The 22,720-nt window shown below is 70.3% G+C and carries 17 protein-coding genes; 8 read left to right on the top strand and 9 right to left on the bottom strand.

The genetic code is table 11. The annotated features are described in order from the left end of the window. Positions 1-146: 146 nt before the first annotated feature. The gene (ltaE, locus tag OG199_RS03315) at positions 147-1,286 is read left to right on the top strand and encodes a low-specificity L-threonine aldolase (protein WP_405827815.1); all 1,140 of its coding nucleotides are present in this window, start codon (positions 147-149) and stop codon (positions 1,284-1,286) included. A gap of 280 nt (positions 1,287-1,566) precedes the next feature. On the opposite strand, the gene OG199_RS03310 is transcribed toward ltaE, so the two are convergent. Next, on the bottom strand, positions 1,567-2,574 hold the full coding sequence (locus OG199_RS03310; protein WP_405827813.1) for an NAD(P)H-dependent glycerol-3-phosphate dehydrogenase: 1,008 nt from the start codon (positions 2,572-2,574) through the stop codon (positions 1,567-1,569). Between the two features lie 134 nt (positions 2,575-2,708). Beyond that, complete coding sequence (locus OG199_RS03305) at positions 2,709-3,104, bottom strand: MerR family transcriptional regulator (protein ID WP_356804966.1); 396 nt, start codon at positions 3,102-3,104, stop codon at positions 2,709-2,711. A 79-nt stretch (positions 3,105-3,183) separates the two neighbouring features. On the opposite strand from OG199_RS03305, the gene OG199_RS03300 reads away from it, so the two are divergent. Next, on the top strand, positions 3,184-4,398 hold the full coding sequence (locus tag OG199_RS03300) for an MFS transporter (RefSeq protein WP_401809168.1): 1,215 nt from the start codon (positions 3,184-3,186) through the stop codon (positions 4,396-4,398). Positions 4,399-4,647: 249 nt separating this feature from the next. Here OG199_RS03300 and OG199_RS03295 read toward each other — a convergent pair whose 3' ends face one another. From OG199_RS03295 to OG199_RS03275, 5 genes are all read right to left on the bottom strand, one after another. Beyond that, the gene (locus OG199_RS03295) at positions 4,648-5,589 is read right to left on the bottom strand and encodes an ROK family protein (RefSeq protein ID WP_356804968.1); all 942 of its coding nucleotides are present in this window, start codon (positions 5,587-5,589) and stop codon (positions 4,648-4,650) included. 41 nt (positions 5,590-5,630) lie between these two features. Beyond that, on the bottom strand, positions 5,631-7,403 hold the full coding sequence (locus OG199_RS03290; RefSeq protein ID WP_405827811.1) for a dipeptide ABC transporter ATP-binding protein: 1,773 nt from the start codon (positions 7,401-7,403) through the stop codon (positions 5,631-5,633). Next, the gene (locus OG199_RS03285) at positions 7,400-8,299 is read right to left on the bottom strand and encodes an ABC transporter permease (RefSeq protein WP_356804971.1); all 900 of its coding nucleotides are present in this window, start codon (positions 8,297-8,299) and stop codon (positions 7,400-7,402) included. Before OG199_RS03285 ends, OG199_RS03290 begins: the two co-directional genes overlap by 4 nt. Then, positions 8,296-9,255, bottom strand: a complete 960-nt coding sequence (locus OG199_RS03280; protein WP_356804972.1) for an ABC transporter permease — start codon at positions 9,253-9,255, stop codon at positions 8,296-8,298. Before OG199_RS03280 ends, OG199_RS03285 begins: the two co-directional genes overlap by 4 nt. 167 nt (positions 9,256-9,422) lie before the next feature. Further along, on the bottom strand, positions 9,423-11,237 hold the full coding sequence (locus tag OG199_RS03275; protein ID WP_401809172.1) for a peptide ABC transporter substrate-binding protein: 1,815 nt from the start codon (positions 11,235-11,237) through the stop codon (positions 9,423-9,425). Positions 11,238-11,557: 320 nt separating this feature from the next. Between OG199_RS03275 and OG199_RS03270 the strand changes: the two genes are divergently transcribed. From OG199_RS03270 to OG199_RS03260, 3 genes are all read left to right on the top strand, one after another. Beyond that, a complete protein-coding gene (locus OG199_RS03270) occupies positions 11,558-12,814 on the top strand; it encodes an ROK family protein (RefSeq protein ID WP_405827809.1) in 1,257 nt (418 codons plus the stop codon). A 259-nt stretch (positions 12,815-13,073) separates the two neighbouring features. Further along, a complete protein-coding gene (locus tag OG199_RS03265) occupies positions 13,074-14,597 on the top strand; it encodes a M81 family metallopeptidase (RefSeq protein WP_405827807.1) in 1,524 nt (507 codons plus the stop codon). Positions 14,598-14,677: 80 nt separating this feature from the next. After that, positions 14,678-15,472 carry a copper homeostasis protein CutC gene (locus OG199_RS03260; RefSeq protein ID WP_401809227.1) on the top strand — a complete coding sequence of 265 codons (795 nt, stop codon included), beginning with the start codon at positions 14,678-14,680 and terminating at the stop codon, positions 15,470-15,472. A 202-nt stretch (positions 15,473-15,674) separates the two neighbouring features. Here the strand turns inward: OG199_RS03260 and OG199_RS03255 are convergent, their stop codons facing one another. After that, positions 15,675-16,586 carry a CU044_5270 family protein gene (locus OG199_RS03255; protein WP_405827805.1) on the bottom strand — a complete coding sequence of 304 codons (912 nt, stop codon included), beginning with the start codon at positions 16,584-16,586 and terminating at the stop codon, positions 15,675-15,677. Positions 16,587-16,676: 90 nt separating this feature from the next. Here OG199_RS03255 and OG199_RS03250 point away from each other — a divergent pair, with 90 nt between their 5' ends. Next, positions 16,677-19,508 carry a fascin domain-containing protein gene (locus OG199_RS03250; RefSeq protein WP_405827803.1) on the top strand — a complete coding sequence of 944 codons (2,832 nt, stop codon included), beginning with the start codon at positions 16,677-16,679 and terminating at the stop codon, positions 19,506-19,508. Between the two features lie 275 nt (positions 19,509-19,783). Here OG199_RS03250 and OG199_RS03245 read toward each other — a convergent pair whose 3' ends face one another. Beyond that, positions 19,784-20,893, bottom strand: a complete 1,110-nt coding sequence (locus OG199_RS03245; protein ID WP_401809179.1) for an FAD-dependent oxidoreductase — start codon at positions 20,891-20,893, stop codon at positions 19,784-19,786. A gap of 70 nt (positions 20,894-20,963) precedes the next feature. Between OG199_RS03245 and OG199_RS03240 the strand changes: the two genes are divergently transcribed. Together OG199_RS03240 and OG199_RS03235 are read left to right on the top strand one after the other, a co-directional pair. Beyond that, on the top strand, positions 20,964-21,644 hold the full coding sequence (locus OG199_RS03240) for a TetR/AcrR family transcriptional regulator C-terminal domain-containing protein (RefSeq protein ID WP_356803325.1): 681 nt from the start codon (positions 20,964-20,966) through the stop codon (positions 21,642-21,644). Between the two features lie 177 nt (positions 21,645-21,821). Further along, positions 21,822-22,655 (top strand): PIG-L family deacetylase, encoded by an 834-nt coding sequence (locus tag OG199_RS03235; protein WP_405827800.1) that lies wholly within the window; start codon positions 21,822-21,824, stop codon positions 22,653-22,655. Positions 22,656-22,720: the final 65 nt, after the last annotated feature.

Raw genomic sequence — 22,720 nt, 5'->3', positions numbered from 1 at the left:
GGAACAGGCGTCCCGCGGGGACCGGGCATCCTGCGAAGAACAGGCGCCCCGCGAGGAACCGCCGGGATGGGCGGCCAGGACGGCACTCTCCTGACCGTCGTCCCCCCGGGCGGTCGCGGCCCGTCCAGCCGTGGCAGAGTGTGCGTGTGCCGACCACCGATAGCGCCCGCGCCGCTGACCCCGTCGATGTCTCCCACGCCGAGAACGAGGCGGACGCCGCCCGCGACGAGCCCGGTCACCTCATCGATCTGCGCAGCGACACCGTCACCCGGCCCAGCGAGGCCATGCGCCGAGCCATGGCCGAGGCCGAAGTGGGGGACGACGTCTTCGGCGACGATCCCACCGTCAACGCGCTCCAGGAGCGGATCGCCGGGATCCTCGGATTCGAGTCCGCGCTGTTCGTCTCCTCGGGAACGCAGAGCAACCTGTGCGCTCTGCTGACCCACTGCGGTCGCGGGGACGAGTACATCGCCGGTCAGATGGCCCACACGTACCGGTGGGAAGGCGGCGGCGCGGCCGTGCTCGGAGGCATTCAGCCCCAGCCGCTCCCGCACCGAGCGGACGGGACGCTGGATCCGCAGGACATCGCGGCGGCCGTGAAACCGGACGACCCGCACTTCGCCCGAACCCGGTTGCTCTGCCTGGAGAACACGGTCGGCGGCCGGGCCGTGTCCATGGACTACCTCAAGACGGCCACACAGATCGCCCGGGACCACGGACTCGCCACGCATCTGGACGGGGCGCGGCTGTTCAACGCCGCGGTGGCCGGCGGGGACGACCCGTACGACCAGGCACGGCGGATCGCCGGTCACTTCGACAGCGTCTCGGTCTGCTTCAGCAAGGGACTCGGAGCGCCGGTCGGCTCGGCGCTCGTGGGGTCCCGGGAGTTCGTGGCGGGTGCGCGACGCTGGCGCAAGGTTCTCGGTGGCGGGATGCGCCAGGCGGGCGTCCTGGCGGCTGGGGCTCTCCACGCGCTCGACCACCACGTGACACGGCTCGCGGACGACCACGCCCACGCCGCGCTGTTCGCGGAGGGACTGAAGGGGCTGGAGGGCCTGACCGTGGTGCCGAGCGGGACCAACATGGTCTTCGCGAAGCCTGCGTCCGGCCTCGACGCCGACGAGGTGAGCGCCCGGCTGAAGCGTCGCGGCCTCCTGTGCGCGGCATATCCGGGCCAACTGCGCTTCGTGTTCCACCTGGACGTGACGCGCCTCGATGTGGATCGTGCGGTGCGGATCGTGCGCGAAACCGTGACCGAAGCGATCGGCGGGCCGGCCGAGAGCTGATCGCCCCCTCTCCAACCGTGATGAGCTGCTCGGGTGGTCACGAGCCCAGTGGCTCACGCGGGCGGTCTCAAGGCGCGCGGTGCACATCCTGGACCTTCACCGAACGCGCTCGGCCTCGGGTCTGCTTCCCCTGATGGGCGCAATCGGCGACCGCTGTGACAACGGCATGATCGACTCGTTGTGAGGACACCCCCTCGGTCGCTCGGACCGGAGCACCCCGACTCCACCTCAGCCGGGGCACCTCAGTCGCCTGGGCCGGAGCTCCCCGGCGGACGAGGCGTCAGACGCCGTAGCGTTCCGGTTTCGGTGTCCTGGACATCAGGGCCGCCGCGGCGTCCGGGACGGACAGGGCGCCCGCGATGACGGCGGAGACCACCTCGGTGATCGGCATCTCCACGCCGTAGGTGCCCGCGAGGTCGAGGACGGCGCGGCACGATTGCACGCCCTCCGCGGTCTGCTGCGTCGCTGCCGTGGCCTCGTCGACACTCAGCCCGCGGCCGAGGTGTTCGCCGAAGGTGCGGTTCCTGGAGAGCGGGGAGGCGCAGGTGGCGACGAGGTCCCCGGCACCGGCGAGTCCGGAGAACGTCAAGGGGTCCGCGCCCATGACCGCGCCGAGCCGGGCGGTCTCCGCGAGGCCGCGGGTGATGAGCAGTGCCCGGGCGTTGTCGCCCAGGCCCAGGCCGGTGGCGAGGTCGATCGCGAGGGCGATGACGTTCTTCACCGCGCCGCCGAGCTCGCAGCCCACCACGTCGGGGCCCGTGCAGGGGCGGAAGTAGTGCGTGTGGCACGCCCTTTGCAGGGCGGTCGCCGCGTGCTCGTCGGGGCATGCGATGACGGCCGCCGCGGGCTGCCTGGCGGCGATCTCCCGGGCGAGGTTCGGGCCGGACAGGATCGCGATCCGCTCGACGGGGATGCGGGTCACCTCGTGGACCACCTGTGTCATCCGCAGGCCGGTGCGGGTCTCGATCCCCTTCATGAGGCTGACCACCACCGCGCCTCGGCCGATGTGAGGGGCCCAGACCGTGAGGTTCGTACGGAGCGTCTGCGAGGGGATCGACAACACCACGTGCGCCGCACCATCGAGCGCTTCGGCCGCACTGACCGTGGCACGCAGTCGGTCGGGCAGGGCGATGCCCGGGAGGTAAGCGGGATTCTCGTGACGCTGATTGATCGCGTCGGCGACTTCCGGGCGCCGGGCATGGACGACGACGTCGCTGCCGGCGTCCGCGAAGACCTTGGCCATGGTCGTGCCCCACGACCCCGCGGAGAGCACCGCAACCCGAACCATCCACAACCCCGCTTCGTAAGTCGCTGTTCCGGGGACCTTGTCCGGCGCCGGACGACCCGAGCCCGCGACCAGTGCGGCCACCACGTGCACCTGGAACAACCGACGGTGGTGCAGGTCGTCTTGAGGAACTGGCGTCAGGTGCCCCGCGGCCGATCGGGCTCAACCGGGGCGCGATGCTGCTCCACCTCGGCGAAGTACTCGGTCATCGCGTCCCGGTTACGGGTGAGCACCTCGATCCGCTCGGTGAGCTTGTCCCGTTCCGAGGTCAGCAACGCCAACATTTCCGGGGTCGCGTCCGGGAAGTGTATGGACCTGGGTTTGTCCAAGCACGGCAGGATCTGCTTGATGATCCGAGTCGGCAGCCCTGCCGCCAGCAGACCGCGGATCTGCCGCACGCGGTCCACGTACCGTTCGTCGTACTCACGGTATCCGTTCGTCGACCTATCGGGGACGATCAGGCCCTGCTCCTCGTAGTAGCGCAGCAGACGCCGGGACGCGCCCGTCAACCGTGACAGTTCACCAATCCGCACAACCTCGAGCGTAGTCGAGAGCAACCGTGCGCCCGCGCCCTTGACCCTCACATCAATGTGAAGGTTTCAAGATCGGTGCATGACGACCACAACAGTCTCTCCGACAGGACGTGAACTCCTGCCGTGGTCCGCGCTCCTGGCACTGGGAAGCGCGGTCTTCCTCACCAGCCTGACCGAAACCCTCCCGGCAGGCGTCCTCCCGCAGATGACCTCTTCTCTCGGCGTCAGCTCTGGTGCGGCGGGCCAGGCCGTCACCGTGTACGCCGCCGGCACGGCCCTGACCGCCATACCGCTGGCCGCCGCCACCGCGGGAGTTCGGCGCAAGCCTCTGCTGCTGTGCGCCACGACCGTCTTCCTGATCGCGAACACGCTCACTGCTGCCGCGCCCGGCTACGCGGTCCTGCTCTGCGGGCGTTTCCTCGCCGGCGTGGCCGCCGGACTCGCGTGGGCCATCCTCGCCGGCTACGCGCGCCGCATCGCGTCTCCCGGCCTGGAAGGCCGTGCCATCGCGATCGCGATGGCCGGGATCCCCCTGGCGCTGTCGCTGGGTGTTCCCGCCGGGACGCTGATCGGGCAACAGATCGGGTGGCGGGCGTCCTTCGCCGCCGTCTCAGTGATCACCCTCGCCGTCATCGGGTGGATCGCGTTCAGTGTTCCCGCCGTAAGCCGGCCGACGACGACAGTCGAAGAGCCGAAACCGACCATCCGGGAAACGCTTCGGGTCCCCGGGGTCGGCGCCGTCATGGTCGTCGTCGTGACCTTCGTCCTCGGTCACACGATCATCTACGCGTACATCGCGCCGTACCTGCGGGACGCCGGCCTCGCCACCGCGGTGGACGCGATCCTGCTGGCTTTCGGCATCGCGTGCCTGGTCAGCATTTGGTACACCGGTCGTCACATCGACGGGCACCTTCGCGGGCTCGCGCTGACCGCCGCAACGCTGTTCACCCTCGCCACCGCCGCCTTCGCCGCCACCACGGCACAGGCCGTCGTCTGGGTCGCAGCCCTCGTGTGGGGCCTGGGATGGGGCGGTACGCCCACACTCCTGCAGACCGCAGCCGGCCACGCCGGGATGCGACGCGGCCCAGCCATCGCCGACACCGCGCAAGCGCTCCTCGTGAGCTTGTGGAACGCGGCCATGGCACTCGGCGGCATCATCGGCGGCGTCCTCCTGCAGCGCCTCGACATCACCGCCGACGCCATCGCCGCGGCGGCGCTCGGGGTCCTCAGCCTCCTCGTGATCGCACTCATGCGGAAGCATGCCTTCGCGACGGAGAACCAGGACGCACCGTGACACACGCGAAGGACTCATTCAGCCCGGCCACGCGTGAGCGCACCACGTCCAACTCTCTTCCTCGTTCGGACCCTTGGCCGTCACATCGCGGCGGCTCGGCTCGCCTGACCAGCCCGGAACGGACCACCGCATCCGGCGCGGACCGGGCGCGCGGACGGCGGGATCGCTCCGTCGCCTGCGCGCACCCGGGCCGTCAGGCCGGCGTGGCCGGTCCTGCCTCACGGGCCTCGGGGGCCGTTGGTCCTGTCCCTACGTCAACGCCCGCAGCCCCGTACCCAGTTCGCCTCGGACGCGGGCGGCGGCGCCGACCGGGACGGCGTCGGAGGCCAGGGCGGCCCGGACCAGGCGGACGGGGTGACCGCTGACGGGGGGATCGGCGGCGAGGGCGGACAGGATGAAGGGTTCGAGCAGGGGCCAGGCGCGGCTGACGCCCCCGCCGACGACCACCGTGGTGATATCGGCGACACCCGCCGTGATCACGATCGCACGGGCGATGCCCGCCCCCGCGGCGCGGTACACCGCGCGAGCGTCGTCGTCGCCTCGGGCAGCGGCCTCGGCGACTTCACGGGCGGTACGCCGCCGGCCGGTGCGGTCGGCGTAACGAGCGCCTATGGAGCGGCCGGAGGCCAGCGTCTCCAGGTGGCCGCGGCCGCCGCAGGAGCAGGGCAGGTCTCCGAAGCCGGGGATGTGCCCGATCTCGCCGGCCGCGCCGTGCGGACCCGCGTACAGGGCGCCGTTGGTCCACAGGGCGCCGCCGACACCGGTCCCGAGGGTCATGCCGAGGACGTCGGCCTCACCGCGCACCGCCCCGCCGTGGACCTCTCCGAAGAGGAAGGCGTTGACGTCGTTGTCCAGGTAGGCCGGGACGCCGAGGGCGTCCTCGACGGCGGCGGTGACACCGAAGCCGGCCCAGCCGCGGAAGGAGTCGCTGGCGACCAGGATGCGGCCGTTCGCGGAGTCCACCACCCCGGCGGCGCCTACTCCGGCGCCCACCAGGCGGCCCGGGGTACGGGCCAGCAGTGGGGCGAGCGCGTCGAGCGCGGCGCCGACCATCGCCTGGCCGCCCTCGCGCGCCGGAGTGGCGGCCTCTGCGCGGTCGAGGACCGTCAGGTCGTCGGAGCAGACCACCACCTGGGTGGTGGTGCCGCCGATGTCGATGCCGGCGAACAGCGGCCGGAGAGCGGTGGGCATGGCCGGATCCTGCGGGGTGTGGGGGGAGAGAAGGGGGCCGGTCACGCCTGGGCCTCCGTACGGCCCGCCGCGAGGGTGACCAGGCGCTCGGCCCTGCGGCCCCGCTGCACCACCGGGTCGGGCACCGGCACGGCGGCCAGCAGACGACGGGTGTAGTCGGTCTCCGGATGCAACAGGGTCGTCCCGGTGGAGCCCTGCTCCTCGATCCGGCCGGCGCGCATCACGACGACGCGCTGGGCGAAGTGCTGCACGACGGCCAGGTCGTGAGAGACGAACAGACACGCGAAGCCCAGTTCGCCCTGGAGCTCGGTGATCACCTCCAGGACCGCTTCCTGCACGCTCACGTCGAGCGCGCTGGTGGGTTCGTCCGCGACCAGCAGTCGGGGTTCCAGCACCAGGGCGCGGGCCAGGCTGACGCGCTGGCGCTGTCCCCCGGAGAGTTCGCGGGGCGTGCGCCGGGCGACTTCGCGTGGCAGCCGGACCCTGTCGAGGACGGCGGCGATCCTGGCCTGCCGCTCCTTGGCGGACAGGTCGCGGCGGTGTATCCGGAGCGGTTCGGCGATGCACTCGCCGATGGTCATCCGGGCGTCGAGCGAGGCCACCGGGTCCTGGAGGACGACACCGATACCGGCCCGCAGCGCGCGGCGGCCCCGGGCGCGGGTGCGGCCCAGGTCGGCGCCGAACAGGGAGACGGTGCCGGACGTGGGCGGGATCAGGCCGAGCGCGACCCGGGCGGCGGTCGACTTGCCGGAGCCGGACTCCCCGACCAGGCCCAGGGTCTCGGCCGGCCCGACCCGGAACGACACTCCGTCGAGGGCGTGCACGGCGCCCTTGCCGCGGCCGAACACCACACTGATGTCCCGTAGTTGGACCACGGATTGGTCCTCGGCGCCGTCGGATCCCGCGGGCGCGACCGACGGCTCGGCCGCCGGACGGCGCGTGTCGGCAGGTGAGGTCGAGGCGTGTGTTCCGTCCGCGGCCTCGGCGACGGACAGCCGGGGCACGGCGGCCAGCAGGCGCCGCGTGTAGTCGTGGGTGGGGCGCAGCAGAACGTCCTCGACCGGCCCGGTCTCCACGATCTGCCCGTGGTACATGACGGCGACCCGGTCCGCGAAGTCGGCGACGACGCCCATGTTGTGGGTGACGAGCAGCACGCCGGTGCCGGTTTCGACGGCGAGCCGACGCAGCAGGTCGAGGATCTCGGCCTGCACGGTCACGTCGAGGGCGGTGGTCGGCTCGTCGGCGATGAGCAGCCTGGGCTCGTTGGCGATGGCCATCGCGATGACGACCCGCTGGCGCTGTCCGCCGGAGAGCTGGAACGGGTAGGCGCGGGCCCGCTTCTCCGGTTCGGGGATGCCGACCCGGCGCAGCAGGTCGACGGCCTCGGCGGCAGCGTCCCTGGAGGTCACCTCGCGGTGGTTGCGGATCACTTCGGCGATCTGCTTCCCGATGCGGGTGAGCGGGTCGAGCGCGGTGGCCGGCTCCTGGAACACCATGGAGGCGGTTTTGCCGCGCAGCGCCGCGAGGCCGTTCTCCGAGGCCCCGACGATCTGGGTACCGTCGATGACGGCGCTGCCGGTGGTGCGGGCGTTCCCGGTGAGCAGACCCATCGCCGCGAGCGCGATCGTCGACTTGCCGGAGCCGGACTCGCCGACGAGGGCCAGCGTCTCGCCGGGGCTGACCTGGAGGGACACGCCCTTGACCGCGGGTACCTCGCCGGTCTCGGTGGTGAAGACGACGCCGAGGTCGTCGAGTTCGAGGATCGGACCGGGTGCTGCGGTGCGGGCGGGGGAGCCCTTGGTGGTGGCGGTCATCCGCGTCCCCTCACATCGAATGCGTCGCGGAGTCCGTCCCCGATCGCGTTGAACGCCCACACCACCAGGATGATGGCCAGGCCGGGCGGCAGGATGAGCCACCAGTAGCCGGAGTAGGCGGCGGTGAGACCGGCGGAGAGCATGCCGCCCCAGTCGGTCTGTGGCGGCCGGACTCCCATGCCCAGGTAGGAGACGTACGCGACCAGCAGGATGGCGTCGGCGACCTGGAAGGTCGCGGCGACGATGACGGTCGAGACGGAGTTCGGCAGGATGTGCCGCAGGATCGCCCGGGCGTGCGTGCCGCCGATGGCGCGCAGGGTCAGGACGTAGTCCCGGTTCTTCAGGGTCAGTGTCTCGGCGCGGACCAGGCGGGACGGCACCAGCCAGGACACCAGGCCCAGGATGAGGACGAGTCCGGTGAGGCCCGGTGTGGTGATGGCGGAGACCACCAGCAGGATGAACAGCGCGGGGATCGCGATGCCGGCGTCGACGATCCGCATCATCACGGCGTCGATCCAGCCGCCCGCGTAACCGGCGGCGGCGCCCCACAGCGTGCCGATGCAGGTGGCGAGGACGCCCGCGGCGAGGCCGACGATCAGCGACACCTTGCCGCCGTACATCAGCCGGCCCAGCTCGTCGTGTCCGACGGCGTCGGTGCCGAGCCAGTGGGATCCGCTGGGGGAGAGGTTGACCTGCTGGAGCAGGGTGTGGGTCTGGTCGGTGGAGTACACCAGCGGACCGGCGAAGCAGAACAGGAAGAAGAGGACCACGACGGCGAGTCCGACGACGGCCAGCCTGTTGCGCAGGAAGCGGCGGACGGCGAGCCGGGTGCTGGTGGCCTCGCGCGGAGCGGCGGCCTTCGCCGGGGCCGCGTCCGGCTGGATGACGGCGCTCATGCCCGGCCTGCCTTCACTCGGGGGTCGATGATCCGCTGGACGATGTCGGCGAGCAGGGTGCCGGTGACGGTGGCGACGGCGATCACCAGGACGCAGCCCAGCAGGACCGGGTAGTCGGAGGACTGCGCCGCCGTCCAGAACAGCAGCCCCATGCCGGGGTAGTTGAAGAGCTGCTCGACGACCAGGGCACCACCGAAGAGCACCGGGATGTAGTAGCCGAGCATGGCCACCACGGGCGTCAGCGAGTTGCGGAACACGTGCCGCCCCAGGATGGCGCGGGAACGGGAGCCGCCGGCCCTGGCCGTGCGGACGTAGTCCTCGGAGAGGTTCTCCAGGGTGGCCGCCCGCATGTACCGGCTGAACACCGCGACCATGGAGGCCGCGCCCGCGACGACCGGCAGCACCAGGGCCTGCGGGTCGGAGAACACCTGGCCCAGCGTCTCGCCCTGCGGAGCCTGCGAGGGGAACCACGCCAGCTGCTGGCTGAAGACCAGCACCAGGACGAGCCCGAGGAAGTACACGGGTGTGGAGTAGGCGATGAAGCTCAGCGTGGTGATGATGTAGTCCGTCGCCCTGTTGCGGCGCACGGCCTGCCACATGCCCAGCGGTATCGCGAGGACTAGACCCACCAGAGCCGACAGCAGGGTGAGGACCAGCGTCTTCGGCAGCCGTTCGCCGATGAGCTGGGAGACCGGCTCGTTGAGGGTGTACGAGGTCCCGAGGTCCCCGCGCAGCAACTGGCCGAGATAGTGGAAGTACTGCACGGGCAGGGACTTGTCCAGGCCCTGTTCGTGGTTGAAGCGGGCGATCTGCTGTGCGGTGGCCTGGGGCCCGAGGATCCCGCGCGCGGGGCCTCCGGGAAGGGCGTGCAGCAGGCCGAAGACGACGATCGTCACGATGACGATCACCACGACGGCCTGGAGGACGCGTTTGATCAGGTACGAGGAAGTACTCATGTGGTTTCCGGTCGCTTCGTCTCTGTGGCGCGTGCGGGCGTCACCTGGACAGGTGCGTCACCGCGACGGGGGGCCGGGGTGGCGCGGGTGCGCGAGGGGTGCGCGCGGGCTCCGGCCGACCGGCCGGGCGGCCGGGTGCCGTCGGCCCGCGCGGGCACCGACCGGGCTTACTTGGTCCACTTCCACATGGCGGGGTGGAAGTTGGCCAGCGAGTCCTGGGCGAAGCCGCCGAGGCCGTTCTTGACCACGGAGATCTGGTAGTCGGGCTCCGGCAGCCAGATCACGGGGAGGTCCTTGGCGAGTGCGGCGCTGTACTTCTGCACCGCCTCGTTCGAGGAGGACGTGGTGGTCTCGGTGATCAGCTTGTCGACCTCGGCGTTGGAGTAGCTGCCGAAGTTGGAGCCGCCGCCGGTGGCGAAGAGCGAGTCACCGCTCGGGTAGGCGGGGAAGTACCAGCTGCCCGCGGTGCCGAAGAAGGACAGCTGCCACGAGCAGCTCGACTTGCCGGCGGTGCACTGACCGGCCTGCGACAGGACCGAGTTGACCGGGGCGGTCTTGATACCGAACTTGATGCCCGTCTTCGCGAACGACGACTGCAGCGCGCTCATCATGTTGTCGGTCACGGTCGAGCCGGACTGCGACAGCACCTGCATCTCGAACTTGGTGCCCTTGTCGACGCCCGCGCCGCACTGGTTGCCGCCGGTGCCAGGGTCGTTGCACACCATGGTGCCGCCCTTTTCGACCCATCCGTGGTCGGTGAGCAGCTTCTTCGCCTTGACGGCGTCGAACGGGTAGGGGTTGTTCTTCTGCTCGGAGGAGACGAAGGACGACTCCTGGCCCTGCGGGATCGGACCGTAGGTGGAGACGGCGCTGCCGTTGAAGACCACCTTGGAGAGGGTGGTCTGGTCCACCGACATCTGGATCGCCTGGCGCGCGTACAGCTGCTTGAACACCGGGCCCATGGCGGGGTTGTTGAAGTTGTACGGCATGTAGGTGATCGCCCAGCCGCTCCACGGCTTCACCGAGTAGCCCTTGGCCTTGAAGGCCGATTCCTGGCCCAGGTCCGTGGCGTTGATGTAGCCGTAGTCGACGGTGCCGGCGCGGAGGGCGTTCTCCTCGGCGTCGGTGGTGGTGAACGGCAGCAGGTTGACGTTCTTGATGTTGGCCTTGCCGCCACCGTCGTACTTCGCGTTGGCGGTCAGCTCGACCCTGCCCGCGGTGGAGAACGACTTGATGGTGTACGGGCCGCTGACCGTCTTCCACAGCGGGTCGCTCGCGTAGCCGGAGATCTTCTTGGCGGCGTTGTTGAGGTACGTCCAGACCTGCTTGGCGCCGGCGGCGGTGCGGTCCAGGTCGGAGACGGCGCCCGAGTCGCTCGTCTTGTCCCAGACGTGCTGCGGGATCGGGCGGATCATGCTCAGCTCGTTGGCGAGCATCCACTCCTGGTTGTAGGCCTTGTCGAAGGTGATCGTGAAGTGCGTGTCGTCGACCGTCTTGAAGGAGGCCCAGTTGTCCGGCGCCTTGCCCGGGCTGTAGCTGGCCCAGTCCGCCTTGTCGGCCTTGACGAGGTTGAACCAGAACTCCACGTCGCGCGAGGTGATCGGCTTGCCGTCGCTCCAGTGACGCTGGTCGAGGGTGATCGTCACGCTCTTGCTGTCCGGGGCGAACTCAGCCTCTTTGGCGAGGGAGTTGTCCTTGTTCCAGCCGACCTTGCCGGTGGAGCCGTCGTACGCGATCAACGGCTCCCAGGCGGCCTGGGATATGGAGGAGTTGTTGGTGTTCAGATGCGCGGCGGTGCCGATCGGGAGGATCCAGTTCGGCGTGAAGTTCGCGGGGAGGGCGTAGTTGATCGTGTCCGACGACGCCGAACCGGAGGACGAGGTACCGCCGCCGGAACAGCCGGTGACCAGCGCGCCGGTGACGACGGCGGCACCCGCGACGAGCGCCCAGCGGCGGCTGGCGGCCGTGTGAGCAAGGAACATGACTCTCCTCAGGGTGAAAGGACCCGCAAACGTCATGGGAGGACCCAGAACCGGCGCCGCGGGATCGGCGCTGTGTATGGCGACAGTCAACGACGGACCCGCCGAACAAACAAACAAGAATTAGTAACAAATAAGTTACTGCGATCTCGACCAAAGTCCGATGAGCCCCGTGCAGGCGCCTCAATCGGTGAGTATGTTCCGTTTTGGTCGGATTCGGCTTCGCGCCGGAGCTTTCCGCTTTCTTCGCGAAGCCGTTCCCCGCCGGCCACAACGGGCGTACTGTCTCCGGCACACCCAACACCGCGGAAGTTACTTCGTACATGACTGAAATAAGTGCACGGGACCGCAAGGGCACCAAGAGCGTGTCCCCGAAGGGCACCGCGCCGAAGAGTGCGACCCTCGCCACGCGCGTCCTCGAGCTCGTCGCGTCAGGGCAGGCGTCGTCCCGCGCCGAACTCGCGCAACTCCTCGGCACGGCCCCCTCCACCATCTCCCTCACCGTGGCCGAGCTGGTCGAGCGCGGGCTCATCGCCGAGGAAGGCACCCAGTCCTCGACCGGAGGCCGTCCCCGCAGGGTGCTCAGGGCCGGCAGCACCGACGAGTACGCCGTCGCCGCCGACGTCGGCGGTCGCCATGCCCGGATCGGTGTGGTGCTCCCGGGCAACGGTGTCCGCGACGTCGCCAACGTCCCCTTCGAGATCGCCGACGGACCCGAGGCCGCTCTGCCGAGGCTCGCCGAGCACTTGGAGTCCCTCGCCCAGCAGCGGGGACGCGACCGGCTCCGAGGCGTCGGGCTCTCCCTGCCGGGCCCGGTGGACGTGGCCGCCGGCGCCGTCATCCTGCCCTCCCGGATGCCCGGCTGGAACCGCTTCCCGGTCGCCGCCTGGCTGGAGGAACGCTTCGGGGTCCCGGCCGTCGTCGACAACGACGCCAACTGCATGGCGGTCGGGGAGCAGAGCGTCAGGCCCGCCGAGCACCGGCGGACGATCACGGTGAAGATCGGCTCGGCGATCGGCGCCGGCGTCATCATCGACGGCAGCCTCTACCGGGGCGCCACCGGAGCCGCCGGCGACATCACCCACATCCGTATCGACGGCGGCGCCGACATCCCCTGCTCCTGCGGCAACACCGGCTGCCTGGAGACCGTGGCCTCCGGCGCCGCGCTCGTCCGCATCCTGCGCGAACGCGGTCTGGACGTCACCAGCACCGAGGACGTGGTCCAGCTCGCCACCGACGCCGACCCGGAAGCCACCCGAGCCGTCCGCAGGGCCGGCGACCACCTCGGCCAGGTGCTCGCCGCCAACGTCAACTTCTTCAACCCGGACGCCGTCTACCTCGGCGGCATCCTCTCCACCCTCGAACCGTTCGTCGCCGCGGTGCGCAGCCAGCTCTACGAGAGCTGCCACCCCCTGGTGACCGAACACCTCACCATCGAGCGGGCCGTCCTCGGCGCCGACGCCGGACTGGTCGGAGTCGGGCTCTTCGCCCTGCAGCGCGCCCTGGCCCGCGCTCTGGGCGATGTCGCCGGCACCGGCACGGACCGGTTCCACACCGTCACGCCGCCCAGAAGCGGCTGACGCCGCTCACCACGTCCCGCCCCGGGTGAACTCCCGCCCCGGGCCACCTCCTACGGCGCCGGAGCCGTCCGACAGCCGGCCTCCTGTCGAAAAAGAAGTCCTGTCGAAAAAGAAGTCCTGAGGGAAAAGAAGTCCTGAAGGAAACGAAGAAAGTCCGGGGCCCGGGACCCGCTCGCGGCCGGAGCCCGGGCAGCAGCCCGAGCCCCGCGGAAAGACCCTCCCGCACCGCCCAACTACGCACCGCCCCGCACGAGGAGCCATGACGCACACCCGCACCGCTCTCGCCCGCCCCGTCATCGCCGTCGCCGGCCTCGGCATCGAGTCCTCGACCTTCTCTCCCGCCCGCACCGAGGCACCCGCATTCCATCCCTCGCGCGGTGTCGGGGTGTTCGACCGGTACCCCTTCCTCGCCCCGGGCGAGGAACTGCGCGAAGCCGCCGAATGGCACGGCGCGCTGGTCGGCAAGTCGCTGCCCGGGGGCACCGTCACCGCCGCCGCCTGGACCGCGCTCACCGACGAACTCATCGAGCGCCTCGCCGCGCTGCCCCGGCTGGACGGTCTCTGGTACGACATCCACGGCGCCATGACCGTGGAGGGGATCGACGACGCCGAGGCCGTGCTGCTGGAACGCATCCGCGCCACCATCGGCCCGGACGTGATCGTCTCCACCTCGATGGACCTGCACGGCAACGTCTCCCGCGAACTCGCCCACCGCAGCGACCTGATCACCTGCTACCGGATGGCCCCGCACGAGGACCACATGGAGACCAAGGAGCGCGCCGTGCGCAACCTGGTCGAGCTGCTGGTCTCCGGCGGCCCCCGCCCGGTCAAGGCGTGGGTCCCGGTCCCGGTGCTGCTGGCCGGCGAGCAGACCTCCACCCGGATCGAACCCGCGAAGAGCGTGTACGCGGCCGTCGACGAGGTCGAGGCCGCCGACGGCGTGACGGACGCCGCCGTCTGGGTCGGCTACGCCTGGGCGGACGAACCCCGCAACCGCGCCGTCGTGGTCGTCACCGGCGACGACACGGCAGCGGTCTCGGCCGGGGCCGAACGCCTCGCCCGGGGCTTCTGGGACGCCCGCCGCGCCTTCGACTTCGTCGCCCCGACCGGCACCTACGACGCACTCCTCGACGAGGCCCTCGCCTCCGACCAGCGGCCGTACTTCATCAGCGACACCGGTGACAACCCCACCGCGGGCGGTGCCGGCGACGTCACCTGGGGCCTGACCCGGCTGCTGGAGCGCCCCGAGTTCCAGAAGGAGGACGGGCCGACCGTCGTCTACGCCTCGGTGCCCGGCCCCGCCGCGATCGACACCGCCGTCGCCGCCGGGATCGGCGCCACCGTCACCGTCACCGCCGGCGCGGAGGTCGACGACCGGCACGCCGGCCCCGTCACCCTCACCGGCGTGGTCCACGCGATCCGGCACGGCGACCGGGACGCCGAGACCGAGGTCGTCATCCGGGTCGGCAGCGTGTACGCGATCCTCACCAGGCTCCGCAAGCCGTACCACCACGAGCACGACTTCACCGACCTCGACCTCGCCCCGCGCTCCGCCGACATCGTGATCGTCAAGATCGGCTACCTGGAGCCCGAACTGTTCGACATGTCGGTCGGCTGGAAGATGGCCCTCACCCCCGGTGGCGTCGACCAGGACCTTGTGCGCCTCGGTCACCGTCGCATCCGCCGCCCGATGTTCCCCTTCGACCGCGACATGGCGGACCCGGACCTGACGGCCCGTATCATCCCGGCTTCCGACCAGCCGCTCACCGGGAACGACGAGTGAGCGGGCGCACCACCCGGTCTCTCGACCCGTCCCGGACCGGCGCCGCGGGGCCGGCCCCCGCACCGGTGGCCGAAAGCGAGATTCGCACACGCGGGCAGCACGGCCCGGCCGGACCGGTCACGCGGCCCGCACTGGAGATCGCCGTCACCTCACCGGCCGGCGCCCGTGTCGCCCTCGACCACGGAGCCGATCGCGTCGAACTCTGCACGGGTCTGGAACTGGGCGGTCTGACCCCGTCGGCCGCTCTGGTCGAGGCGGTCGCCGCCGTGGGCCTGCCGGTTCAGGTGCTGGTCCGCTGCCGCCCGGGCGACTTCGTCTACGACGCCGAGGAGACCGCCCTGATGGTCGCCGAGGTGCGATCGGTGATCGCCTCCGGAGCCTCCGGCGTGGTGGTCGGCGCACTCACCGCCGACGGCAGCCTCGACACCGCCGCCGTGACCCGTCTCGCCACGGCGGCTCAGGACGCGGGGCGCCCCGTCGAGGTGACGCTGCACCGTGCGATCGACCTGTCCGCGGACCCCGTCGCCACCGCCGCGCTGTTGCCCGCTCTGGGGCTCACCCGGGTGCTCACCTCCGGTGGCGCCCCGGTTGCCGGGCAGGGGCTGGCCCGCCTCGCCGCCATGGTCGACGTCGCGCCCGGCGTGCAGGTCATGGCGGGCGGTGGGGTACGCCCCGCCGACATCCCGGAGTTGACCGCCGCAGGCGTGGCCGCGGTCCACCTCTCGGCGAAGCGCCGCGCCGAACCCCGGCGCGGCGCCGTGTGGATTCCCCTCGGCGCCTCCGGCGCGTCCGCCGAGCAGGACACCCACTTCGTCACCGACCCGGCCGTGGTCGCGGAGGCCGGCAGAATGCTGGAGCGGCGGACCACAGGCTGAGCACCCTGCGCTCCCTGGCCGGTCTCGCCGCCCCGGGAGTCAGCGGTCCGCGTGTGACCTTCGGGTGCGGCGGTCGACCGGTGCGACAGCCGGACAGAGCCGTTGGTGTGCGGCCCCGTCCGGTGTCGTTGATGTCGGCCGTGGATGTCAGAGTCCTGTGATCCGTCTCGCTGTGTCCTCGCAGAGGCCGGTCCGCAGGGGTTCAGTGCGGTCTCTCACCGGAGTGGTCGACCACGCCGGCGGCCTTGCGGGCGTAGACGAAGGTGAAGTTCTCGGCTCCGTGCCACTGTTCCCTGTAGCCGAAGTAGGCGTAGGTCCTCGGGTCCAGGACCAGGGTTCGTCGTACGGGGATGCTGGTGCCGCTGACGATCTGGACCCCCAGTCCGTGCCGGTGGAGCGCGTCTTCCGTCCCGGTGATGAAACGCACGCCCGGAACGAGCTTCAGTGCCCGGAACAAGGAGGCGTTCACCTTGGGGGGAAGGATCGGGGCCGTTTGCAAGAGCCTGAAGATCATGCCTGCCTCGTCGTCGAGGGTGGGCGTGGCGTCGCGCGGTACACCTTCGAAGTCCAGGGCCCACCGGAGATCCGGGTCGGTTCCGAGCTGTTCGAGGAGAGCGTGGGGCTCGGCGGGCAGCGCGGAGAGGGCCTTGTAGATCGTGTCGGGTGTGCCCAGCCGGCTGAGCATCGGCCTTGTGATCAGCGGGTTGGCATGGCCGTGCACGTCCGTCCCGCCAGCGGTGGAGTTCTTGCCGTTGCCCTGCCACCACCTCTCGCTGGTGAAGCACTGGGGCATGCATGCCACTGTTGCCAGGTAGGCCCACTGCTGCGGTCCGGGCAGTTGGGCCGAACCCCTCTCGGCGTTCTTCGCCGCAGCCTCCAACACGACGGCGACCGTGTCCGTCCGTGTGCCCCGGGGACCGTCCTCCTCGCCGGAGGCGACCAACACGCCCGCGGTGACCGCGGCCGCGGTCACCGCGCCGATCGCCGCCCGGCGCAAGACACGGGCGGGCCGCCGGTCTTGCCCGGCCCTCACACACATCGGATGTATTTGAGGTTGAGTCTCTTGACATGCTCTCGCTTGAGCGTCCACTGTGTGCTTCGCCAACTCGTGCATCTCCCCGCTCACTTACCCGCATGCGGCGCGTGTTCGCGCGCATTAGGAGCGATCATGCTGCAACGGCACCACACCTCTCGGCGTCCAAGAATGATCCGATCATTAGCTGGAGCCGCTGCCGCGATTCTCACGGCCGGGCTCCTCGTCCCCGCAGCCGCCCGGCCGGCCTCGGCCGCGGCTGCCACCGCGACCACGGCCTGGCAGAACGGCAGTTTCCACGTGGACACACCGAACGTGGTCCGCCGCTCCGACATCGTGCTCGGCAAGCCGAACCCGGCGGGTGCGCAGTCGCTGCCCCTGGGCAACGGTTCGCTGGGCAGCGCGGTGTGGGCGGCGAACGGATTCACGGCGCAGCTCAACCGCTCCGACACGCTGCCGGGCCGCAAGTCGCCCGGGCAGGTGAACATTCCAGGCTTGTCCAAGCTGACCGGCGCCGCAGACTTCAAGGGCTACCTCGACCTGTACACCGGCGTGCTGAACGAGTCCGGCGGCGGCATGACGCTCAAGGCGTGGGTGTCGGCCACGAAGGACGAACTGGTGGTGGACGTCACCGGCGCCGATCCCAACACCGCCCAGTCCGCCACGGTCAGCCTGTGGTCCGGGCGCAGCCCGCAGGCAGCGGCCTCGGGGGCGATCGGCACCCTCGCCGAGACGTGGGTGGACAACCAGGAAGCCGGCAGTTCCGGGCGGACCTTCGGATCGCTGGCCGCGCTGAGTGCGGGCGGCCGGGGCGTCTCGGCACAGGTCGTCAACAGCACGCAGGTCAAGGTGAACTTCACCCCCAACGCGGACGGCTCGTTCCGGGTGATCGCAGGCGCTCCCACCTGGACCGGTGGCAACGCCGGCAGCACCGCCTCCGCGCTGCTGGGCTCGGACGCCGGCGCCGCCGAATCCTCCCTGCTGTCCACCCAGCAGTCCTGGTGGGCGAACTACTGGGCCAACAGCGGACTGCTGGAGGCGAACTCCACCGACGGCCAGGCCCAGTACATGGAGTCGCTGCGCACGATCTACCTGTTCATGGAGGCCGCGTCCATGCGGGGCGCCATCCCCGGCAGCCAGGCCGGGGTCGCCGACATGTTCAACTTCGGCCAGGACCACCAGAACTGGACGCCGTCGGCGACGTGGCTGTGGAATCTGCGCACGCAGATCTCGGCCAACATGAGCAGTGGCAACTTCTCCCTCAACATCCCGATCTTCAACCTCTACCAGAACAATCTGCCGGCCATCGAGGCCTGGACGAAGCAGCAGATGGGCGGTCTGGCGGGGGCCTGCGTACCGGAGGTCATGCGGTTCAACGGCAACGGAGGCGACCCGTCGCCCGGCGCCAACGCGGCCTGCAGCCAGCCCGGGAGCCCCAACTGGAACGCTCTCGACGTCACATCCGGCGCGGAGATCAGCCTCTACGTGTGGCAGCAGTACCAGGACACCGGCGATCTGAACTTCCTGCGCACGTACTACCCGCTGATGCGGGACTCGGCGGTCTTCCTGCTGGCCTACCAGAAGGTGGGATCCGACGGAAAGCTGCACGCGGTGGCGAACGCGCACGAGACACAGTGGGCGGTGCAGGACCCGACAACCGACCTGGCCGCCGATGCCGCGTTGTTTCCCGCCGTGGTCAGCGCCGCGAAGCTGCTGAACACCGACACCTCCCTCCAGTCGCAACTCACCACCGCACTCGGTCAGATACCACCATGGGCGCGCACCGACTACGGACACACCCAGGTCCTGCCGCCGTCGGCGGATTCCTCCAACAACGACGTCATCGCCTGGTCCTACCAGCCGACCGCGACGACCAGGAACGGCGAGAACATCGACCTGGAGCCGGTGTGGCCGTACAACCTGGTCACCGACGACCCCGGCGCGTTGCACGACCTCGCGGTGCGCACCTACAACCACCGTGTGTTCTACGCCGCGGGCAACGACTGGAACATGGACGCGATCGATGCGGCCCGCCTCGGCATGGCCAGTGAGGTCGCCTCCCGGCTGGTCGCCATCACACAGGCCCACCAGGTGTACATCAACGGCCTGGCCGACCTGGGCAGCACCGTCGGCACCGAGGGCTACATCGAGCAGGCTTCCGGCGTGGCCACCGCGCTCAATGAGGCACTGGTGCAGGACTACGACGGCACCCTCCGGATCGCCCCGGCGTGGCCGGCCGGCTGGGACGTCAGCGGCACCGTCGCGGTGCAGGGCAACACCAGGGTGAACGTGCAGGTGCAGGGCGGCACCCCCGTCACCGTGGCCATCCAGGCAGGGTCGTCGCAGACCATGAAGGTCCGCAACCCCTGGCCCGGCAAGGCGGTTCAGGTCGTCAACGGCTCCAGCAACGCGGTGGTGGTCTCCTCCACCACCGCCGGCACCTTCAACGTGCCGGTCGTCTCCGGCCAGTCCTACCTGGTCGAGCAGGTCGCGGCGCCCACCACGGCGCTGCCCTACGCACAGGTCTCCGGGTCCCCGGCGACCACCGCCAGACACCTGGGCACCGTACAGATCGGCATCGACGGGAGCGGGGGCACGCCCGGCAACGGCTCCGTGGTCTCCTTCAAAGCGCACGCCAACGGCGACTACGTCACCGCCGACAATTCCGGTGCCGCCCCGCTGATCGCCAACCGCACGGCCATCGGCCCCTGGGAGCAGTTCGACCTGATCGACCAGGGCAACGGCTCCGTCGCGCTCCGCGCTCACGCCAACAACAAGTACGTCACCGCCGACAACGCCGGCGCCTCCCCGCTGCTGGCCAAGGTGGACGCGGTCGGCACCTGGGAGCAGTTCCAGCTCATCCACAACGGCGACGGCAGTGTCAGCCTCAAGTCCATGATCAACGGCGATTACGTCACCGCCGACAACGCCGGCGCCGATCCGCTGATCGCCAACCGCACGGCGATCGGGCCCTGGGAGGAATTCGACCTCATCAACGACTGACCGCGACGCATGGCCGCCGCGCGGGCGACCTGATGAGTCCGGTCAGGCTGCCGGGGGCCGGGGTCGAGCACGGGGACGACCGTCGACCGAGCCGCGTGTTCGCCGCGCGGCTCGGTGCCGACCGGGTGCCCATCAAACGGACGCTCGCGGCGCTCGCTTCCTGCCCCGCACCGCCCCGCACCGCACCGACGAGGATCTCGCCCTTGTCGATGCCGGTTCGCGGCCAACTCTCCAGGCCGGCCCCCTGGTTGTACGTGGTTGCTAGGTGGTTGCCATCAGCCAGGTTGGAAAAACGCGAGCATTTTCCGGCCGGCGTCCGGCGACATCAGCAGTTCCTGTATATCCGCGGACATCCGGGCGGCGGCGCCGGTGCGTTCGAACATCTCGCTTTCGTATTCTTTGACGGCAGCGGGAAAGTCGTCCGGATGCGCGGCCAGCGCGAGACCGAGCAAGGCGCCGTCGAGCAACGCCATGTTGGCGCCCTCTCCCACCGGCGGCATCAGATGCGCGGCATCGCCGACCAGAGTGACGCCCGGCGTCGACGGCCAGGTCAGGCCGACCGGGAGCGTGCTGATCGACCGCGGCACGATCGTGTCGTCGCAGGCCGCGATCAGAGCGGTGAACCGTGAGTCCCAGCCGGGGAGCAGGTCGATCAGCCGCGCCCGGGCGGCGGCCGGGTCGTCGAACGGGATCCCGCTGGTGGCGAACCAGTCCTCGGCGGTGTTGTAGAAACTGAGGCCGATGCGAACGCGGCCGTCGCCGTTGCGCTGCGCCGCCAGGGACAGTCCGTTGCCGAGCACCCAGTAGTTGCCGCGCCCGACCATCAACGCGAGGTCGGGGTGCGTGCGGTCGATGTCGGGAATGCCGATCTCGACGACATTCTGGCCGATGTGCGTCGGACGGGCGTCGGTGAGCAGCGTGCGAACCCGGGACTGCGCGCCGTCCGCGCCGACGAGCAGGTCGTACGTCGCACTGCCGCCGTCGGCGAAGCGCAGCAGGCCGTTGCCGCCGGATTCGAACGCGTGCCCCCAGCGCACCGTGTCGTCGGGGAGGGCATCCAGCAGCAGGTCGCGCAGATCGGCGCGGTCGACCTCGGGTCGCTCGAGCGGGGCGTCGTCGGGCGTGTCCTCCTGGAGCAGCAGGGTGCCGTCCGGCTCGAGAAGGCGCATGTCCTGGCCTTCACCACGGGCGATCGCGTGGAACTGGTCGATCAGACCGGCCTCGCGCAGCGCCCGCTGGCCGGAGTGGATGTCGAGCATGCCGCCCTGACCGCGCGCAGTGCGTGACGATTCCCGTTCATACACGACGGAATCCATGCCCTTCACGTGCAGCACACGGGCGAGAGCCAGGCCGCCGAGGCCGGCTCCGACGATGGCGATGGTCATGGCTGTGTCCCTCCGATACGCCGTACTGGCCGATACAGTGTATCGACCGATGCGATGTATGGTGGGCGGCATGTTGGTGTGGGAGAGGCCGGAGCCACCGAATCGACCCGTTCCGGCCCCGTTGAGCCGGGAGCGGATCGTGCGGGTGGCGATCCAACTGGCCGACGCCGACGGCCTGGACGCGGTGTCCCTGCGCAAGGTCGCCACCGCGCTGGACGTCCGTCCGATGCGGTTGTACGGCTACATCGCCGGCAAGGAGGAGTTGCTCGACCTCATGGTCGACGCCGTCCATGCCGAGATCCGGCCGGTGGGAGACGGCTGGCGGGAGGTGCTCCGGTCTCTTGCCGAAGTCACTCGGCACGCCGCTCACGAGCACGAATGGCTCGCCGATCTACTCGGTGGCCGACCCCAACTCGGGCCGCACGCACTGGCCACCGGGGAGACCGTGGTGGCCGCGCTGGGCGCCGTCGACGTGGACGCCGTCATGCCGGTGGTCGCCGCGGTCAACGCGTACGCCATCGGCGCGGTGCGTCGGGAGATCGCCGAGCGGCGTGCCGAGCGGGCCACCGGGATGGACGAGAGGCGTTGGCAGGCCTCACTCGGGCCCTATCTGGAGCGAACCTTCGCCACCGGACGATTCCCCGCGCTGGCCACGGTGGTGCGCGACGCCGCCCACCTGGACGCCGACCACACTTTCCGGATCGGCCTCGACTGCCTGCTTGACGGCATCGAAGCCCGCATCTCAAGGTGACGCGCGGCAGAACGGCCGAACCCGTACCGCCCACGCACCGGTCGACGCCGGCGCGTGGGGACGGCGCACCGGTAGGGCCACAAGGCCGTCCGTCCCACCAGGATCCGGTGCCCGGGACCGCGGTACCCCCGCGGCGCCCTCGGACCAAGACGTATATCTGCAGGAGGACTGTTCTTCATGACTGACCGGCGCTTGACGCTCATGGCAGTACACGCCCACCCCGACGACGAGGCCACCGGAACCGGAGGGGTCCTCGCGCGGTACGCGGCGGAAGGCATCCGCACGGTTCTCGTGACGTGTACCGACGGCCGTTGCGGTGACGGAACGGGGGGTGTCAAGCCGGGCGAACCCGGGCACGATCCGGCGGCCGTCGCTGAGATGCGCCGTCAGGAACTCGAGGCGAGCTGTGACGTCCTGAAGATCAGTGATCTGGAGATGCTGGACTACGCCGACTCCGGGATGACGGGCTGGCCGAGCAACGACGCCCCCGGATCCTTCTGGCAGACCCCCGTGGAGGAAGGCGCCGCCCGACTCGCGGAACTCATGCGGCACTATCGGCCCGATGTGGTCGTCACCTACGACGAGAACGGCTTCTACGGCCACCCCGACCACATTCAGGCGCACCGCATCACGATGGCCGCGCTGGAGATGACGGCGCTGACACCCAAGGTGTACTGGACGACAATGCCCCGCTCGATGATGCAGCGGTTCGGGGAGGTCATGCGCGAGCTCCAGGAGGACATGCCGGAGCCGGATCCCGCCGAGGCCGCCGCGTTGGCCGAGATCGGTCTCCCCGACGATGAGATCACCACGTGGGTGGACACCACCGCGTTCAGCGGGCAGAAGTTCGATGCGCTGGCCGCGCACGCAAGTCAGGGCGAGAACATCTTCTTCCTCAAGATGGGCAAGGAGAAGTTCGGCGAGTTGATGGGCATGGAGACTTTCGTACGTGTCAAGGACGCCACCGGCGCGGCCGTCCCCGAGAACGATCTCTTCGCCGGACTGCGCTGATCCGTCAACCCGACCGGGGCCTGGGAAAGCTCACGGGCCGCACCACGTGGTGCCTCGAGCCGGCC

The sequence above is a fragment of the Streptomyces sp. NBC_01176 genome (genome assembly GCF_045039825.1).
GTDB lineage: Bacteria > Actinomycetota > Actinomycetes > Streptomycetales > Streptomycetaceae > Streptomyces.
The sequence above is the reverse complement of the archived record's forward strand: the minus strand, read 5'-3'. Positions and strand labels throughout refer to the sequence as shown.

Bases quoted from the DNA above. Each gene is read 5' to 3' on its own strand.
- OG199_RS03310 (WP_405827813.1), bottom strand. From the start codon at position 2,574: ATGGTTCGGGTTGCGGTGCTCTCCGCGGGGTCGTGGGGCACGACCATG.
- OG199_RS03300 (WP_401809168.1), top strand. From the start codon at position 3,184: ATGACGACCACAACAGTCTCTCCGACAGGACGTGAACTCCTGCCGTGG.
- OG199_RS03295 (WP_356804968.1), bottom strand. From the start codon at position 5,589: ATGCCCACCGCTCTCCGGCCGCTGTTCGCCGGCATCGACATCGGCGGC.
- OG199_RS03290 (WP_405827811.1), bottom strand. From the start codon at position 7,403: ATGACCGCCACCACCAAGGGCTCCCCCGCCCGCACCGCAGCACCCGGT.
- OG199_RS03285 (WP_356804971.1), bottom strand. From the start codon at position 8,299: ATGAGCGCCGTCATCCAGCCGGACGCGGCCCCGGCGAAGGCCGCCGCT.
- OG199_RS03280 (WP_356804972.1), bottom strand. From the start codon at position 9,255: ATGAGTACTTCCTCGTACCTGATCAAACGCGTCCTCCAGGCCGTCGTG.
- OG199_RS03275 (WP_401809172.1), bottom strand. From the start codon at position 11,237: ATGTTCCTTGCTCACACGGCCGCCAGCCGCCGCTGGGCGCTCGTCGCG.
- OG199_RS03270 (WP_405827809.1), top strand. From the start codon at position 11,558: ATGACTGAAATAAGTGCACGGGACCGCAAGGGCACCAAGAGCGTGTCC.
- OG199_RS03265 (WP_405827807.1), top strand. From the start codon at position 13,074: ATGACGCACACCCGCACCGCTCTCGCCCGCCCCGTCATCGCCGTCGCC.
- OG199_RS03255 (WP_405827805.1), bottom strand. From the start codon at position 16,586: ATGCACGAGTTGGCGAAGCACACAGTGGACGCTCAAGCGAGAGCATGT.
- OG199_RS03250 (WP_405827803.1), top strand. From the start codon at position 16,677: ATGATCCGATCATTAGCTGGAGCCGCTGCCGCGATTCTCACGGCCGGG.
- OG199_RS03245 (WP_401809179.1), bottom strand. From the start codon at position 20,893: ATGACCATCGCCATCGTCGGAGCCGGCCTCGGCGGCCTGGCTCTCGCC.
- OG199_RS03240 (WP_356803325.1), top strand. From the start codon at position 20,964: ATGTTGGTGTGGGAGAGGCCGGAGCCACCGAATCGACCCGTTCCGGCC.
- OG199_RS03235 (WP_405827800.1), top strand. From the start codon at position 21,822: ATGACTGACCGGCGCTTGACGCTCATGGCAGTACACGCCCACCCCGAC.